This is a genomic window from Pseudoduganella sp. RAF19 (assembly GCF_052114165.1).
Classification (GTDB): domain Bacteria; phylum Pseudomonadota; class Gammaproteobacteria; order Burkholderiales; family Burkholderiaceae_D; genus Rugamonas.
In genome coordinates, this window is record NZ_JBFREF010000003.1 from 485,674 (window position 1) to 500,356 (window position 14,683).

Annotated in this window: 11 protein-coding genes and 1 pseudogene; 5 read left to right on the forward strand and 7 right to left on the reverse strand. The window is 62.5% G+C overall.

All coding sequences use genetic code 11. From position 1 onward, the window contains the following. Nucleotides 1-106: 106 nt before the first annotated feature. The 3 genes from AB4Z19_RS10100 to AB4Z19_RS10110 form a co-directional block, all read right to left on the reverse strand. Nucleotides 107-379, reverse strand: a complete 273-nt coding sequence (locus AB4Z19_RS10100; protein WP_442026357.1) for a hypothetical protein — start codon at nt 377-379, stop codon at nt 107-109. Nucleotides 380-650: 271 nt separating this feature from the next. Then, nucleotides 651-1,121 (reverse strand): DUF7931 domain-containing protein, encoded by a 471-nt coding sequence (locus AB4Z19_RS10105; protein WP_442026358.1) that lies wholly within the window; start codon nt 1,119-1,121, stop codon nt 651-653. An 11-nt stretch (nt 1,122-1,132) separates the two neighbouring features. Beyond that, a complete protein-coding gene (locus AB4Z19_RS10110) occupies nt 1,133-2,257 on the reverse strand; it encodes a ribosomal protein uL16 3-hydroxylase (protein ID WP_442026359.1) in 1,125 nt (374 codons plus the stop codon). Nucleotides 2,258-2,334: 77 nt separating this feature from the next. Here AB4Z19_RS10110 and AB4Z19_RS10115 point away from each other — a divergent pair, with 77 nt between their 5' ends. Then, nucleotides 2,335-2,880, forward strand: coding sequence for an FKBP-type peptidyl-prolyl cis-trans isomerase (locus tag AB4Z19_RS10115; RefSeq protein WP_442026360.1), 546 nt, complete (start codon nt 2,335-2,337; stop codon nt 2,878-2,880). A gap of 25 nt (nt 2,881-2,905) precedes the next feature. Here the strand turns inward: AB4Z19_RS10115 and AB4Z19_RS10120 are convergent, their stop codons facing one another. Together AB4Z19_RS10120 and mutS are read right to left on the reverse strand one after the other, a co-directional pair. Next, nucleotides 2,906-3,832, reverse strand: a complete 927-nt coding sequence (locus tag AB4Z19_RS10120; protein ID WP_442026361.1) for a hypothetical protein — start codon at nt 3,830-3,832, stop codon at nt 2,906-2,908. Continuing rightward, on the reverse strand, nt 3,829-6,507 hold the full coding sequence (gene mutS / locus AB4Z19_RS10125; protein WP_442035189.1) for a DNA mismatch repair protein MutS: 2,679 nt from the start codon (nt 6,505-6,507) through the stop codon (nt 3,829-3,831). The genes AB4Z19_RS10120 and mutS overlap by 4 nt, the downstream gene beginning before the upstream one ends. A 136-nt stretch (nt 6,508-6,643) precedes the next feature. Between mutS and AB4Z19_RS10130 the strand changes: the two are divergent. After that, a pseudogene (locus tag AB4Z19_RS10130) lies at nt 6,644-7,267 on the forward strand (alternative oxidase); the annotation flags it as partial. A 134-nt stretch (nt 7,268-7,401) separates the two neighbouring features. Further along, nucleotides 7,402-8,823: a DUF3500 domain-containing protein gene (locus tag AB4Z19_RS10135; protein WP_442035190.1), complete on the forward strand. Its 1,422-nt coding sequence runs from the start codon at nt 7,402-7,404 to the stop codon at nt 8,821-8,823. Here AB4Z19_RS10135 and AB4Z19_RS10140 read toward each other — a convergent pair whose 3' ends face one another. Continuing rightward, complete coding sequence (locus AB4Z19_RS10140; RefSeq protein ID WP_442035191.1) at nt 8,824-10,026, reverse strand: MFS transporter; 1,203 nt, start codon at nt 10,024-10,026, stop codon at nt 8,824-8,826. Between the two features lie 111 nt (nt 10,027-10,137). On the opposite strand from AB4Z19_RS10140, the gene AB4Z19_RS10145 reads away from it, so the two are divergent. Together AB4Z19_RS10145 and AB4Z19_RS10150 are read left to right on the forward strand one after the other, a co-directional pair. Continuing rightward, entirely contained in the window at nt 10,138-11,055 is a 918-nt protein-coding gene (locus AB4Z19_RS10145; protein WP_442025191.1) for a LysR family transcriptional regulator, read from the forward strand. A 45-nt stretch (nt 11,056-11,100) separates the two neighbouring features. Then, a complete protein-coding gene (locus AB4Z19_RS10150) occupies nt 11,101-13,869 on the forward strand; it encodes a putative bifunctional diguanylate cyclase/phosphodiesterase (RefSeq protein WP_442025193.1) in 2,769 nt (922 codons plus the stop codon). On the opposite strand, the gene AB4Z19_RS10155 is transcribed toward AB4Z19_RS10150, so the two are convergent. Further along, nucleotides 13,863-14,588, reverse strand: coding sequence for a substrate-binding periplasmic protein (locus AB4Z19_RS10155; RefSeq protein WP_442025195.1), 726 nt, complete (start codon nt 14,586-14,588; stop codon nt 13,863-13,865). The genes AB4Z19_RS10150 and AB4Z19_RS10155 overlap by 7 nt on opposite strands. Between the last annotated feature and the right edge of the window lie 95 nt (nt 14,589-14,683).

The window sequence follows — 14,683 nt, forward strand, 5'->3', positions numbered from 1 at the left end:
TCAGTCAAAAAAACCGGCCCTCGCGGCCGGTTTTTTTACACCCCAAGGTGCTGGGTATGGACGAAAAAAAACCGGCCGAAGCCGGTTTTTTTTCCCTGCGAAGGAATTACTTAGCAGCGGAAGCAGCAGCCGAAGCAGCGGTTGCAGCTGCGGAAGCAGCAGCAGCAGCGTCGGAAGCAGCGGTAGCGGCAGCAGCAGCAGCGTCAGCAGCTGGAGCGGCAGCAGGAGCAGCAGCGTCAGCTGCAGGAGCTGCTGGAGCAGCTGCAGGAGCAGCGGCTTCAGGGGTAGCTACTGGAGCAGGTGCTGGAGCTTCTTCTTTCTTGGAGCAAGCAGCCAGAGCAACAGCCAGCAGGGACGCGATCAGCAGGGATTTTTTCATTTAGTTTTCCTTTATTTCTTCAACAAAAAATAGACAATGTTGCGATGAATAATTACCGGTAATTATCGCTCGTTAGGGGCGTTTCGTGCCCTAGACACGGAAACTTCCTAACCCAATATTATAGCCTTTTTTGGTGCGTCGCAATAGTAAAACGAGTCGAAAACGCAAGTATTTTGCGGAATCGCAATATTTCCATACGTCCTCGAATTACCAGCTTCTCCCGGCTATACCGGCTACCTTTCGGATACCGCGCATTGTACTCATTTCTGGCTCATAATCCAGTCGCATCTGCTTGCAGACCCGGCAAGGTTTCAGCCCAGATACCTTCAAAACGTTCCAGACTCGTTTGGGTTGACGATGGATCATCGAAATTTGCTTCCCCGCGGAAATGATCCGAATGAAAACGCCGAACGATGTGTATTTCATCCGCGACGGCGAACGAATCCGTCAGCTGTTTCAGCGATTTGCTGGTGAGCCGGCATTCAATCCGATGACTGTAGTCTTGCAGCAACGTTAAGAACCGGGGAGCATAGCGCTGCAGCTGGGCGTTACTGTGTGCAACCAGGAGCAAACGTCCGCCACCATGCAGGAATTTGCGCAATACGGCATCCGTCTGGGAATGGCCCAGCTTCCACCAGGCATAGTCCGGATCGAACATGCGCAGGGTTAGCCGGGCGCGGGAGAAGCAATCCATCAGCAACGCTTCGAACTGCGTACGGCTGTCAAAAGGGTGCTTCTCCATGCTAACTCTCCTTATTTGCCGAGTTCGAGCCAGCCGTCGGTGTACCAGGCATAGAGCGCTTCGGCGACGTCTTCAGAAGCCGCTGCCACGGCCTTGCCATCCAGCGTGCGCTCGTTGGCCAGCTGCTCCAGCGCAGCCTTGTCCGCCTTGCCAATCGCGAAGGACTCGCCATTGATAAACACGTTCTTGCCCTTGTAAAGCATCTGCGTCTTGCGCGACAGCACGACACCCTTTTTGGCCGCGCTCTGCGCAAACTTGCCTGCCGGGAGCGGCTTTTCTACCGGCGTGAAGAACACATTGTGCTTCGGCTCGGACAGATACTCGCCCAGGAAGATGGTGAAATCGTCTTCCGTGAAGCTGACTTTGTTTAGTTCATCGGCCAGCCTGGACAGCATGGCCTTCGGAATCTCGGCCGGCTTGCTGGTCGGCTCCAGATCCGGATCGGCATAGCGGCCCGGCAGATCGATCGAATCGCACATGAACTGCAGGAAGGCCTCGCCCAGCTCCTGGTAGGACGGCGAGCGGAAGCCGATCGAGTAAGTCTGGCAATCGCCGATCGCCACGCCATCGTGGGCGTAGTGCGGCGGCAAATAGAGCATGTCGCCCGGTTCGAGGATGAACTCCTCGGTGTGCTTGAACTTGCTCAGGATCTTCAGCGGCAGGCCTTCAACCAGGCTCAGGTCCTTCTGCGCACTGATGCGCCATTTGCGTTGTCCCTCCGCTTGCAGCAGGAACACGTCGTAGGAATCGAAATGCGGGCCCACGCCGCCGCCATCGGTGGCGAAGCTGACCATCAGGTCGTCCAGGCGCGCATCGGGCACGAAGCGGAACTGGCGCAGCAATTCGTCCGCGCGGTCATCCTGCAGATTGATGCCTTGCACCAGCATGGTCCATTCGCGCTGGCTGCGCGGCGGCAGTTGTTTCAGCGGGCCGTGTTGCATGTCCCATTGGCCATCGGTCAGCGTGACGAGGCGCGACTCGACATAGTCCTTGGTGGCCAGTTCGGCCAGCTTGTCGAAGGGGAGCAGGGGCTTGAAGCCAGGGATAGCCTGGCGGATCAGCAAAGGCTTTTTGTGCCAGTAGTCGCGCAGGAATTGCGCCGGCGTGATGTCGCCGAGGAGAGCTAGTTTTTTCATGGCGAGATTATAGCCCGCCGCGGTCAATCGCCTGCACGGGGTATAATCTGCCCGAGCTTAAATTGAAAGGAAGCCAAATGAAGATCGCCAAGAATACCGTTGTGACGGTGGAGTACAAACTGTCCGACGCGCAGAACAATCTGATCGAGGATGGCCGCCAGCCGATGGTCTACCTGCACGGTGGCTACGAGAACACCCTGCCGAAGATTGAAGAAGAACTGGACGGCAAGGAAGTGGGCTACCACAACACGGTCCAGATTGAGCCTGAAGACGCCTTTGGTGATTACGATCCTAACCTGATCAAGGTTGAAGAGCGCAACCGCCTGCCGGAGCCGCTGGAAGTCGGCATGCAGTTCGAAGGTATGCCTGATGGCGAAGAGGGCGAAGACGAAGCCATGATCTTCACCGTCACCGAAATCGCTGAAGACAAGGTCGTCCTGGACGGTAACCATCCGCTGGCCGGCATGGCTCTGCGCTTCGAGCTGAAGGTTGTCGACGTGCGCGCCGCTACCGAAGAAGAGATCGCTCATGAACACGTGCATGGCGCACATGGCCACCATCATGACGATGACGAAGATGAAGGCGAAGAGGGCGACGAGTTCCGCAGCCATCCAGTGCATTAACAGACCGGCGGATCGATGATCCGCCCTACTGTGCAATGCTGAACATCGTGGCGCCTGCGGGCGCCACGCGTATTTCTGTCCATTCATCGGACACGCCCACATGCCCCACATTGCCGTTCCATTCGATGGACGGCGTCCCGCCTTTCTCTGCCTTGTGGCTGTCGATCAGCAGCACTTTGCCGGGAAACTTTTCCGCCAGCTTGCGCACGATGTTGCGTGTCTCCGTAAAGCCGTCCTTCTTGGCCGCCAGACGTGAGAAGAAGCCTTGCTCGATGTGTGCGCCGATCTCGCCATCGGATACCAGCACGATCGCGTCCAGCTTGCGCCGCTCGGCCCAGGTGAACAGGCGCTGCAGCCAGGCGCGGTTGGCGACCATGCGGTCTTCGTACTCGCTGTTGCGGCCCGCCGCATTGAGATAGTGGTTGTTCTTCGACGGCAGATTGATGGTCGCGAACAGAATCTTGTCGCGCTCCCAGTGCATGTTTTCCGCGTAGCTGCGGAATTTGGGAATCGACGACTGGCGGCTGACGGTGATGTGCTTTGCGCCCAGCGAATCATTATCTTCGAAGTAGATTTCGCGAATGCGGTTCAGGCGCTCGATGGCGTTGGAGCGGCCATTGCTGTTGCGGCAGTCGGTCCAGTCGCTGCCCGCCAGCGTCAGAATCAGCGGGCGCTCCGACGTTTCCATTACCGCGCGCCGCTCGCTATACAGCCTGTCGCTGCAGGCCTCCGCATAGGATTTGATGCCGTTCACCAGCACGAAATCCGGCGCCGACTGATTGGCGGAAGCGATCGCGCGTTTCAAGTCCGCATCGCCGGTATCGCTGGCCGCCGTGTGGCCGATGATACCGAAGCTGAAATCGCGCGATGGCGGCGGAGCATTGCTCGTGCGCGCCTGCGCAGACAGCATGGCTGCGCCAAACAGCAACAGCGATGCGGCGCGGCGGATCATGCTTGCGCCAGGCGCTTCAGCTGGTACAGGCGGTCCAGCGCTTCGCGCGGCGTCATGGCGTCGGGATCGATGTCGTCCAGGGCGGCCAGCAGTTCGTCGGCGCGCGGATCGGCAGCGGCTGCGCCAGGCGTTGGTAGCTCGTCATCATTGGCGTCGGCGACCGGAGCTGCAAACAGGTCCATCTGCGGCGTGCCATCCAGCGCCTGCGCTTCCAGCCGCGCCAGGTGTTTGCGCGCGGCCTTGATGACCGTCTGCGGCACGCCGGCCAGCTGCGCCACCTGCAAGCCGTAGCTTTGCGACGCCGGGCCGTTCTGCACCGCGTGCAGGAAGACGATGCTGTCCTTGTGCTCCACGGCGGAGAGATGCACGTTGGCGGCGGTCGGATGCGCTTCCGGCAGCTGGGTCAGTTCGAAGTAGTGGGTCGCGAACAGGGTGAAGCTGCGGCTGGTGTCGATCAAGTGGCGCGCGATGGCCCAGGCCAGCGCCAGGCCGTCGAAGGTCGAGGTGCCGCGGCCGATTTCGTCCATCAGCACCAGCGAATGTTCGGAAGCGCCGTTCAGGATCGTCGCAGCTTCGGTCATCTCCACCATGAAGGTCGAGCGGCCGCCCGCCAGATCGTCGGTCGCGCCGATACGCGTGAACACGCGGTCGATCGGGCCAATCGTGGCCGACGCGGCAGGCACATAGCTGCCCACATAGGCCAGCAGCGTAATCAGGGCCACCTGGCGCATGAAGGTCGATTTACCGCCCATGTTCGGGCCGGTGATCAGCAGCAGGCGGCGGTCGGACAGGAATTTGCAATCGTTGGCGATGAAGCGCTCGATCTGGTTTTCCACCACCGGATGGCGGCCTTCAACGATATTGATGCAAGGCTCAGCCACCAGCTGCGGCGCACACCAGTTGTTGCGCAGGGCGTGTTCAGCCAGCGCGGTCAGGGTGTCCACTTGCGACAGCGCTTGCGCGATGGATTGCAGCGTGCCGATGTGCGGCGCCAGGGCATACAGCAGTTCGTCGTACAGCAGCTTCTCGCGCGCCAGTGCGCGGTCCTGTGCGGACAGGGCTTTGTCCTCGAAGGCCTTCAGTTCCGGCGTGATATAGCGCTCGCAGTTCTTCAGCGTCTGGCGGCGGCGGTAATCGTCCGGCACCTTGTCGGCCTGGCCGTTGGTGACTTCGATGTAGAAGCCGTGCACCTTGTTGTATTCGACGCGCAGATTGGCGATGCCGGTGCGCGCGCGTTCGCGCGTTTCGAGATCGACCAGGTACTGGCCCGCGTTTTCGGACAGGCCGCGCAGTTCATCCAGCTCCGCATCGTAGCCGCGCGCGATCACGCCGCCATCGCGCACCATGGTCGCCGGTTCTTCCATGATGGCGCGCACCAGCATGTCCACGCAGTCCTCCGGGGTTGCCAGATGGTCGTGCAGCTGCGACAGCAGGCCGCCGGCACTGTCCGCGCTCGCTTCGCGTTGCAGGGCGTGCTGCAGGTTCGGCAGCTGCTTCAGACCATCGCGCAACGCGGACAGGTCACGCGGTCGTGCCGACAGCAACGCCACACGGGTGGTGATACGTTCGATATCCGGCACCTGGGCCAGGTGGTAAGACAGCGAGCCCGTGGCGTCGTTCTGCATCAGGGCCGCAATGGCGTCATGGCGCGCGCGGGCCACCGACTGGTCGCGCTTTGCGTGATGCAGCCAGTGGCGCAGCATGCGCGAGCCCATCGCCGTGCGGCAGTGATCCAGCAGCGAGAACAGGGTAGGGGATTCCTGGCCACGGATGGTTTCCGTCAGCTCCAGATTGCGGCGCGTGGCGGCATCGAGGCCGATGTATTCGTTTTCCGTTTCGCAGGTCAGCGACTTCACGTGCTGTAGGCCGCGGCCTTGCGTCGCCTGGGCATAACGCAGCAGAGCGCCTGCTGCGCCAAACGCAGCGCCCAGGCCTTCCGCGCCGAAGCCGGTCAGCGTGACCACGCCCAGCTGGTCCAGCAGGGCCTTTTGGCCGTGTACCACGTCGAAGTGCCACTCCGGCACATTGTTCACGTGGCAGGTGGTGATGTCGTCAAACAGGTCGCCGCCATCGGCGCGCAGGATCTCCGCCGGCGCGATGCGCTCCAGCTCCTGCTGCAGGCGGGTGTTCACCTGGCGCTGGTCGCCCGAAAATTCCATCAGCTTCAGTGCGCCCGAAGCCAGCGACAGCCAGGCCAGGCCCATGGTGAATACCTTGCGATTGCTGATCTGGCTCAGGGCCAGCAGCGGACGCTCGGACTTCTCCGGCAGCAGGTCCGAATCGGTCAGCGTACCCGGCGTCACCACGCGCACCACTTTGCGCTCCACCGGCCCCTTGGCCAGGGCCGGATCGCCAATCTGCTCCGCGATCGCGCAGGATTCGCCCTGTTTGACCAGCTTGGCCAGGTAGCCGTCCAGCGAATGGAAAGGCACGCCCGCCATCTTGATCGGCACGCCGTTCTGCGTGCCGCGCGCGGTCAGCGTAATGCCGAGCACACGCGACGCCTTCTCGGCATCGTCAAAAAACAGCTCATAGAAGTCGCCCATGCGATAGAAGACCAGCATCGTTGGATACTCGGCCTTGATGCGCAGGTATTGCTGCATCATTGGGGTGACTTTTTCAGCGGGGCTGTTCTTGACGGCGGCGGCGTTGATTTCGGATGGCAGGGTGGTCATTTCAGTGTTGTCGGTAATGCAAGCCGCCAGCGCGGCCGAAGCTTGCCATTTTACCTGTTTTGCAAGCTTGGGCGCCCTGTTGACCGCGCAATCTTAAAGATGTATTCTGTCTGCATGATTTAACGAAACGGAGAAAAAAATGAACGAGCATCGTGCCGTAAGCAACCTGTCCGACCGCATCGCCCTGGGCATCACCATGACTTTGCGCTTCTTCGCTGATACCTTCTTCGCCAAGCGCTATGGCAACCGCGCGATAGTGCTGGAAACGGTGGCCGCCGTGCCGGGCATGGTGGGTGGCATGCTGGTGCATCTGCGTTGCCTGCGCTGGATGATCGATGACCACGGCTGGATTCGCACATTGCTGGATGAGGCAGAAAATGAACGTATGCACCTGATGACGTTTGTGCAGATCGCAAAGCCCAACTGGTTTGAACGCCTGGTGATCCTGGTGGTGCAGGCGCTGTTCTTTATCGCCTTCTTCATGCTGTATCTGACTTCGCCGCGCACTGCACACCGTCTGGTGGGCTACTTCGAGGAGCAGGCCGTGATCAGCTACACGCTTTACCTGGCCGAGATTGACGCCGGCCGCGTGGACAATGTGCCGGCGCCGGACATCGCCATCGATTACTGGAAGCTGTCCGCCAATGCCCGTCTGCGCGACGTGGTCCTGGCCGTGCGTCAGGATGAAGTCGGGCACCGCGATGTGAACCACGACTTTGCCGATCGCCTGACCGCAGTGGAAGTCCGCGCCGGCGCCTGATGTTCGTCTGCCATCTTTTCAGCGTGTAGCTTTCTGTAACAACAAGTTGTGAGGATGTAAAGTTGGGTAAAGGCGGCCCATGGCGTGCGCCGGGCTTTCTACACTTATGGCCTTACCAGTAAAAGGAGAAAGCCTTGAATCGCCATACGCCTGCGCTCGCGCTGGCGGCGGTCCTCGTGTGCTCGACGCTGGCCGCCTGTGGTGGCGGTAGCGGTTCGAGCACGACGGCCACCGCATCCACTGCACCTGCCATCACCACCCAGCCTGCGACCGTTTCCGTGGCGCTTGGCGCTTCGGCCACCCTGGCCGTTGTGGCTTCCGGTGACGACCTGACCTACCAATGGTACAAGGCTGGTGTGGCCCTTGCCGGTGCGACGTCGGCCAGCTATACGATCGCCGCGACGGTGGCTGCGGATCAAAGCACTTATTACGTCATCGTCACCAATTCGAAGGGCACCGCGACCAGCGAAACGGTGTCGCTGAACGTCACCAGCCTGAATCCGAACGCGCCGAGCTATCCAGCCGTGGGCCTGGCCAATGCATTCACCGCGACACTGGCCGATGCGCAGAAGACAGTGGCGACTTCGGAGTCCTCCACGTCGACCGTGCTGTTCCCATACAACCGCAGCAATGTGATCACCTGGTCCGGTCAGGCTGGCGGCCACCGCGGCCTGCGCCTGGATGCTTCCGTGCTGACCGCCGACCAGCTGACCGCAGCAAATGCGCTGGTGAATGGTGCGCTGAGCGCGAGCGGCGCCAAGCTGCTGTCCGAAGTGCGTGCTGCGGACGATGTGCTGAACGCTAACTATCCAAACGCTGGCTGGGGTTCGGGCCTGTACTGGCTCTCCATCGTCGGCACGCCGGTGACGGATGGTCCGTGGATGCTGCAGGTGAACGGCCACAATATCAGCTATAACATCACCTACAACGGCCTGTACGACAGCGCCACGCCAATGTTTGCCGGCGCCGAGCCGACTGACTGGACTTCGGGCGGTGTGGCGCATGCGCCGCTGGAAGCGCAACGCCAGGCGGTAGCGAATCTGGCCACGGCCTTGCAATCCGATGCGGGCACCGCGGCGTCGGCGCGCCTGAACGGCACCTTCACCGACATCCTGATGGGCGCGGGCGCCAATGGCGATATCAACTATGGCTTGCTGAGCTATCCGAGCGCCAATCGCGGCGTGCTGTACTCCAGCCTGAGCGATGCGCAGAAAGCCTATGTGAAGGCGGTCATCGAAGCCTGGGTACGCACCCAGCGCGACAACCTCGCCAACACCCTGCTGCCGGTGTATGAGGACGATACCGCGCTGGCCAATACCTATGTCGGCTTCGCGCCAGGCGCCAGCGGCACGGCGGACTTCAGCGCGAATCCGAACGGCAGCGCATCGCCGCTGGCCACGAAGAATTCCTATCTGCGCATCGATGGTCCGCGCGTGTGGATTGAGTTCGCTGTGGTGCCGGGGACTGCCAATCCGAATCAGGTGGCGTATCGCACCGTATGGCGCGACAAGGTGGCTGATTACGGCGGCAGCTTCGGCCCCGGCGCCGCGAAGTAGTCAGGCGCGCTGGCCTGCCGGTGCAGACCGCGCGGCCAGCGCTTCCGTGATCCAGTAGAGCAGGGCGATGGCCGGGAAAGCCATCCCGGTCCACAAGGCCGCCCGCCAGCCGAGGGTGGCCAGTATCCAGGCGCCCGTCGCAGAACCCAGCGCACCGCCGGCAAAGAACAGTGCGAAGTAAATGCCATTCAGGCGGCTGCGCACTTCCGCGCCGAGCGAGAACAAGGCACGCTGGCCCAGCACAAGATTGGCGGCCACGCCCATATCCAGCACGATGGACGCGATCACCAGCAGGCCCAGTGCGACGGCACGCGATTCCGGCGCCCACAGCGGCAGCGCAAATCCCGCAATCCCCAGCAGCAGTGCGGCGGCTGTCGCAGGCAGCGTGTAGCCTTTGTCGGCCAGTTTGCCTGCGATAGGGGAGGCGATGGCGCCTGCCATGCCGACCAGGGCAAACAGCGCGATGCCGCTTTGCGAGAGGTGGAAGTGTTCACCTTCCAGGACCAGCGGCACAATCGTCCAGAACATGCTGAAGGCGCCGAACAGGCCTGCGTGGTAAGCCGCGCGGCGGCGCAGCACGGGCGTGTCGCGGAACAGATGCCACAGCGATCCGATCAGGCGGCCGTAGGAGAGCGGCGATGAGGGCACGCGTTGCGGCAGTTTCGTTCGCAGCACGAAGGCCAACACCGCCACCAGCAGCGCAGCGGCGCCGAACACCACGCGCCAGCCGGCGTAGTCCGCAATCAGACTCGCAGCGGGACGCGCCAGCATGATCCCCAGCAGCAGGCCGCTCACCACCTTGCCGACGGTCTGTCCGCGCGTTGCCTCGTGCGACAGGTGGGCGGCGAACGGCACCAGCACCTGGGCCGCGACCGAGCCAAGACCAATCGCCAGCGAGGCGGCCAGGAACTGCTCTGCGCTGTGGCTGGAGGCGGCTGCGGCCAATGCTACGGCGGCAAACAGCAGGGCGCTGAACACCAGCTTGCGGTTTTCCAGCAGATCGCCCAGCGGCACGACGAACAGCAGGCCAAGCGCGTAGCCGGCTTGTGTCAGGGTGACGATCAGGCCCGCCGCTTCCGGCGACAGGCCGGTCGCAGCGCTGATCGGACCAACCAGTGTTTGTGCGTAATACAGGCTGGCGACAATGAGGCCGCAGGCGCCCGCCAGCAAGGCAACCATGCCACGTGAAATATCGTTTTTCATGAATCAGCTCCGGTAGTGGAAAGTTGGAGTGATTCTGCGGGATGGAGCCAAAAAGATAATTGGCCAACAAATGTCCTATACTTTTCATTTTATGTGAACAATGGGGCCGCGATGGACCGCCTGAAAGCCATGCAAACCTTCGTCCGCATCGTGGAAGCGAACAGCTACACCAAGGCGGCGGAAACACTCGACCTGCCGCGCGCTGCGCTCACGGCCACCATCCAGAAGCTGGAAGCTTATCTGGGCACCCAGCTCCTGCAGCGCACCACGCGCACGCTCTCGCTGACCAGTGACGGCGCTGCCTACTTCCGCCATTGCCTGGCGATTCTCGCGGCGGTGGACGAAGCCGAAGCGCCATTCCGCGCCAGCGATGCCGAGCGCCCGCAGGGCAAGCTGCGCGTGGAGCTGGGCGGGGCCGTGGGGCGCAACGTGGTGCTGCCCAAGCTGGGCGAATTCCGCCGCGCCTATCCGGATGTGGAACTGGTGCTGAGCCTGAGCGACCGCCTGACGGATCTGGTGCGCGAAGGCGTCGATTGCGCGCTGCGTGTGGGAGAACTGCAGGACTCCGCCCTGATTGGCCGCCAGATCGGCACAATGCGCTTTCTCACGTGCGCCGCACCGTCCTATCTCGCCGCACACGGCGTCCCGCAATCGCTGGACGATCTGGCCCGGCACACGGCGGTGCTGCATTTTTCCGGCCGTACCGGGCGTCCTTTCGATTGGGCCTTCATCGATGGCGGAGCGGTGCGCAAGATCGATATGCCGGGCACGCTGGCCACCAACGACGCGGAAGGCTATATCACGCTTGGCCTGCAGGGACTTGGGCTGGTACAGACGGCGACCTATCTGGTGCGCAGTCATCTCGCCAGCGGCGCGCTGGTGCCGGTACTGTCAGACACGCCGCCCACGCCAATGCCGGTATCGCTGGTGTACCCGCAGGGCCGCATGGCATCGCCCAAGCTTCAGGTATTCGCGCGCTGGCTGGAGGCGCTGTTTGCAGCCGAACCGGATTTGCATCGCGATTCTTGATCCAGATCATGTGAAGCGGGGCGGCTGCCGGCCTAGAATCGGCGGATGAATGTGCAGAACTCGAATATCGCGGTATGGGAGCTCGATGCAGCATGGCGCACCGTCGGCGCCAATCCTGCCGCGATTGCATTGGCTGGCCCCGAAGCAGCACTATGCTTTGCTGCCGAAGACTGGCTGGCCCTGACCGCCGAACTCTCGGCTGGCCGTCCCTTCTTCGCCGAACTACGCTTGCGCAGCCAGGATTCTTCCGAGCGTCCCTGCCAGGTGTGCGCGTTGCCTGGCGGGCTGCTGCTGGCGCGTCCCAGCAGCGAGGCGCTTGGCATGCGTCAGCTGGCCAGCCTGCATGCGATGAACGAGATTTCCGCCATCGCCTTCCAGGGCTTCGGCGATCAGATGCACGGCGCGCTGGCGATCGGCGCCCGTCTGCTTGGCTTGCCGGTCGGGACGCTGTCGCGCGTGGAAGGTGAGCATGCCACGCCGGTTGCCTGGCTGCCGCCAGGGATCACATCGCCGGGCCGGATGCGTGCCTTGGGCGACAGCTGCTGCGCCACTGCGTTCCGCAGCGCCGTACCTTTCACGGCAAGGGCGGCCGCCGGCACCGGCGGTCTGCTGCACAGCTGCGTCGATCTTGCGCTGCATGCCTATATCGGCGTACGCATTGAAGTGGCAGGCGCGCCGTGGGGCGTACTCAGTTTTGGCGCGGTGGCGCCATTCGCGCGCAGCTTCGACGAGGGCGATGACGAATTCATATCGCTGCTGGGCCGCTGGATCGGCGGCGCCATCGAGCGCGCCGCGGCGGGCGAGAAGCTGCTGCTGGCAGCGAGTGTGTTCGACAATGTGCGTGAAGGGATCATCATCACCGATCCTGCCGGCACCATCGTCAACACCAACGAAGCCTTTACTCGCATCGCGGGCTACACGGCAGACGAGGTACGCGGCCGCAATCCCAGCATGCTGCAATCGGGACGCCAGCCGCGCGAATTCTATGCCGCGATGTGGCAGCGCCTGCGCGAGCAGGGCTACTGGCAGGGCGAGGTCTGGAACCGCCGCAAATCCGGCGAGGTGTACGCCGAACTGCTGACCATCACGGCCATCCGTAATCAGCGCGGCGAAGTCGAACATTATGTCGGCCTGTTCTCCGACATCACGCGCCAGAAAGAACACGAACGCGAGCTGGAACGCATCGCGAATTATGACGCACTCACTGGTTTGCCCAACCGCCGCCTGCTGGCCGACCGTCTGCATCAGGCACTGGCGCTGTCGCAGCGCAACGGCAGTACGCTGGCCGTGGTCTACCTTGATCTGGATGGCTTCAAGACTGTCAACGACGTGCAGGGCCACGAGTACGGCGACGAGCTGTTGATCGCCGTGGCGCAGCGCATGAAACAGTCGGTGCGCGACAGCGATACCGTGGGCCGCCTGGGCGGCGATGAATTCGTCGCCGTGCTGCAGGACCTGCCGGAGGGCGGCGCCTGCCTGCCGTTTCTGGCACGCCTGCTGGACGCCTGCGCGCGGCCCGTAACCATCGATGGCAGGCTGCTGCAAGTCTCGGCCAGCATCGGCGTGGCGCTGTACCCTCAGAACAGCGAAGTCGATGCGGACCAGTTGATGCGCCAGGCCGATCAGGCCATGTATGAAGCCAAGCTGGCGGGCAAGAACCGCTTCCACATCTTCGACGCCGAGCAGCAGCGCAGCACCATCAATCGCAACGAACAGCTGGACGGCATCCGGCGCGCCTTGGCGGACGGGGAATTCGTCCTGTACTACCAGCCGATTGTGGATCTGCGCCAGGGCCGCGTCATGGCAGCTGAGGCCCTGATCCGCTGGCTGCATCCACAGCGCGGCTTGCTCAGTCCCGCCGAGTTCCTGCCGCTGATCGAGGATGATCCTTTGGCCGTGCAAGTGGGCGAGTGGGTGCTGGGCGAGGCCTTGCGCCAGCAGGAGCGCTGGCAGGATGCAGGCCTGCACATCGTCAGCAGCGTGAATATCGGCAGCTGGCAATTGCAGCAGCCCGACTTCGTGCCGCGCCTGAAGGCGATGCTGGATGCGCATCCGCACGTGGCGCCTTCGCGCCTGAAGCTGGAAGTGCTGGAAACCAGTGCACTGGAAGACATCGCCCATGTCTCGCGCGTCATCAGCGATTGCGCGGCGCTGGGCGTGTCTTTCGCGCTGGACGATTTCGGCACCGGCTATTCCTCCTTGCTATATCTGAAGCGCCTGCCCGCGGCGCAGATCAAGATCGACCAGAGCTTTGTGCGCAATATGCTGGAAGATCCGGACGACCTGGCCATTCTGCAGGGCGTACTGGGCCTCGCTTCTGCATTCCATCGCGAGCCCATAGCGGAAGGCGTGGAAAGCGAAGCGCATGCGCGCATGCTGCTGCAACTGGGTTGCCGGCTGGCGCAAGGCTATGGCATCGCACGTCCCATGCCGGCGCAGGACATGCCCGCATGGGTGGCGCATTGGCGGCCCGCGCCCGGATTGGCGGCAGTGCTGCCGCTGGCGCAGGATGCCTTGCCGTTGCTGGCGGCGCAGGTCGAGTATCGCGCCTGGGCGCGCCGGCTGTCGGACTATCTGGATGGTGCGGTAGACCAGCCGCCGGAAGTACCGGCCGCGCTGGCCTGCCTGCAAGTGCTGGTGGCGACGCGCGCGCTGACGCAGGCCGTGCAGTTGCAGGCGTCCCAGCTTGTCGCGCACCGGCGTGGGCATCGCACCACGGCGCTGCGTGAGGGCAGGGAAGGCATGCGCGTGCTGCTGGCGCAACTGGGCGCACAGCTTGTCGCGCTGCTGGAGGCGGCGCCTGCGCGCTACTGATATTTGCCGACGGCTTGCTGCCAGCCAGGATCGTCGCGCAGCTTGCGCAAGGCGGGCATGAGCTGATCGAATACGGCCTCTTTGCCATGCGGGATCAGGAAGCGCCGTTCCACCTGGCGTCCAGGCAGCTCGATCAGCAAGAATTTGCCGGCCAGTGCGTGCAGCTTCATGTAGTAGCGCGCCACCGACTCGGCCACCGCCACGCAATCCACGCGGCCCAGCCGCAGCTTTTCCAGATTGATTTCTTCGCTCAGCGCATCGGCGCGCTGCAGGCCGTGCTGGAGAATCCAGTTGTCGATGTTGGGGTAGACGTAGCCCAGTGTCAGGCCGATCGACTTGCCCGTCAGACCGCCGTCGTTCGGGTTCACCGGATTCTCTACCCGCGACACGAGCACGAAGTGGTCCACGGCAAACGGCGGCGTCCACAGGTATTTCTTTTGCGAGACATCGTTCATCCACTGCGGCATCATGCCGATCACGATGCCATCCAGACTGCCTTCTTCCAGCCGCATCTGGAGACGCTTGCGAGGCAGATAAGTTAGCTGGAAATGCAAGGTGCCCAGCTGCTGATGGTTCAGATAGTCGACCAGATCGGGATAAATGCCGCCGCTCCCATTGACCATCAAAGGGGCGAAATTGGCACTGGTGTACACGGTGACAGTCTCTGCGTTGACGAGCGGAAACCACAGCAAGCACAGCACGAAATACAGGATCTTCATTGGTCTGAATATACGCCGTCTGTTCGCGCCGACGCAACAGACATGGCAGGACGGCAAGACTATTTCGTGGTAATTCTCACAAATTGTCACAATTT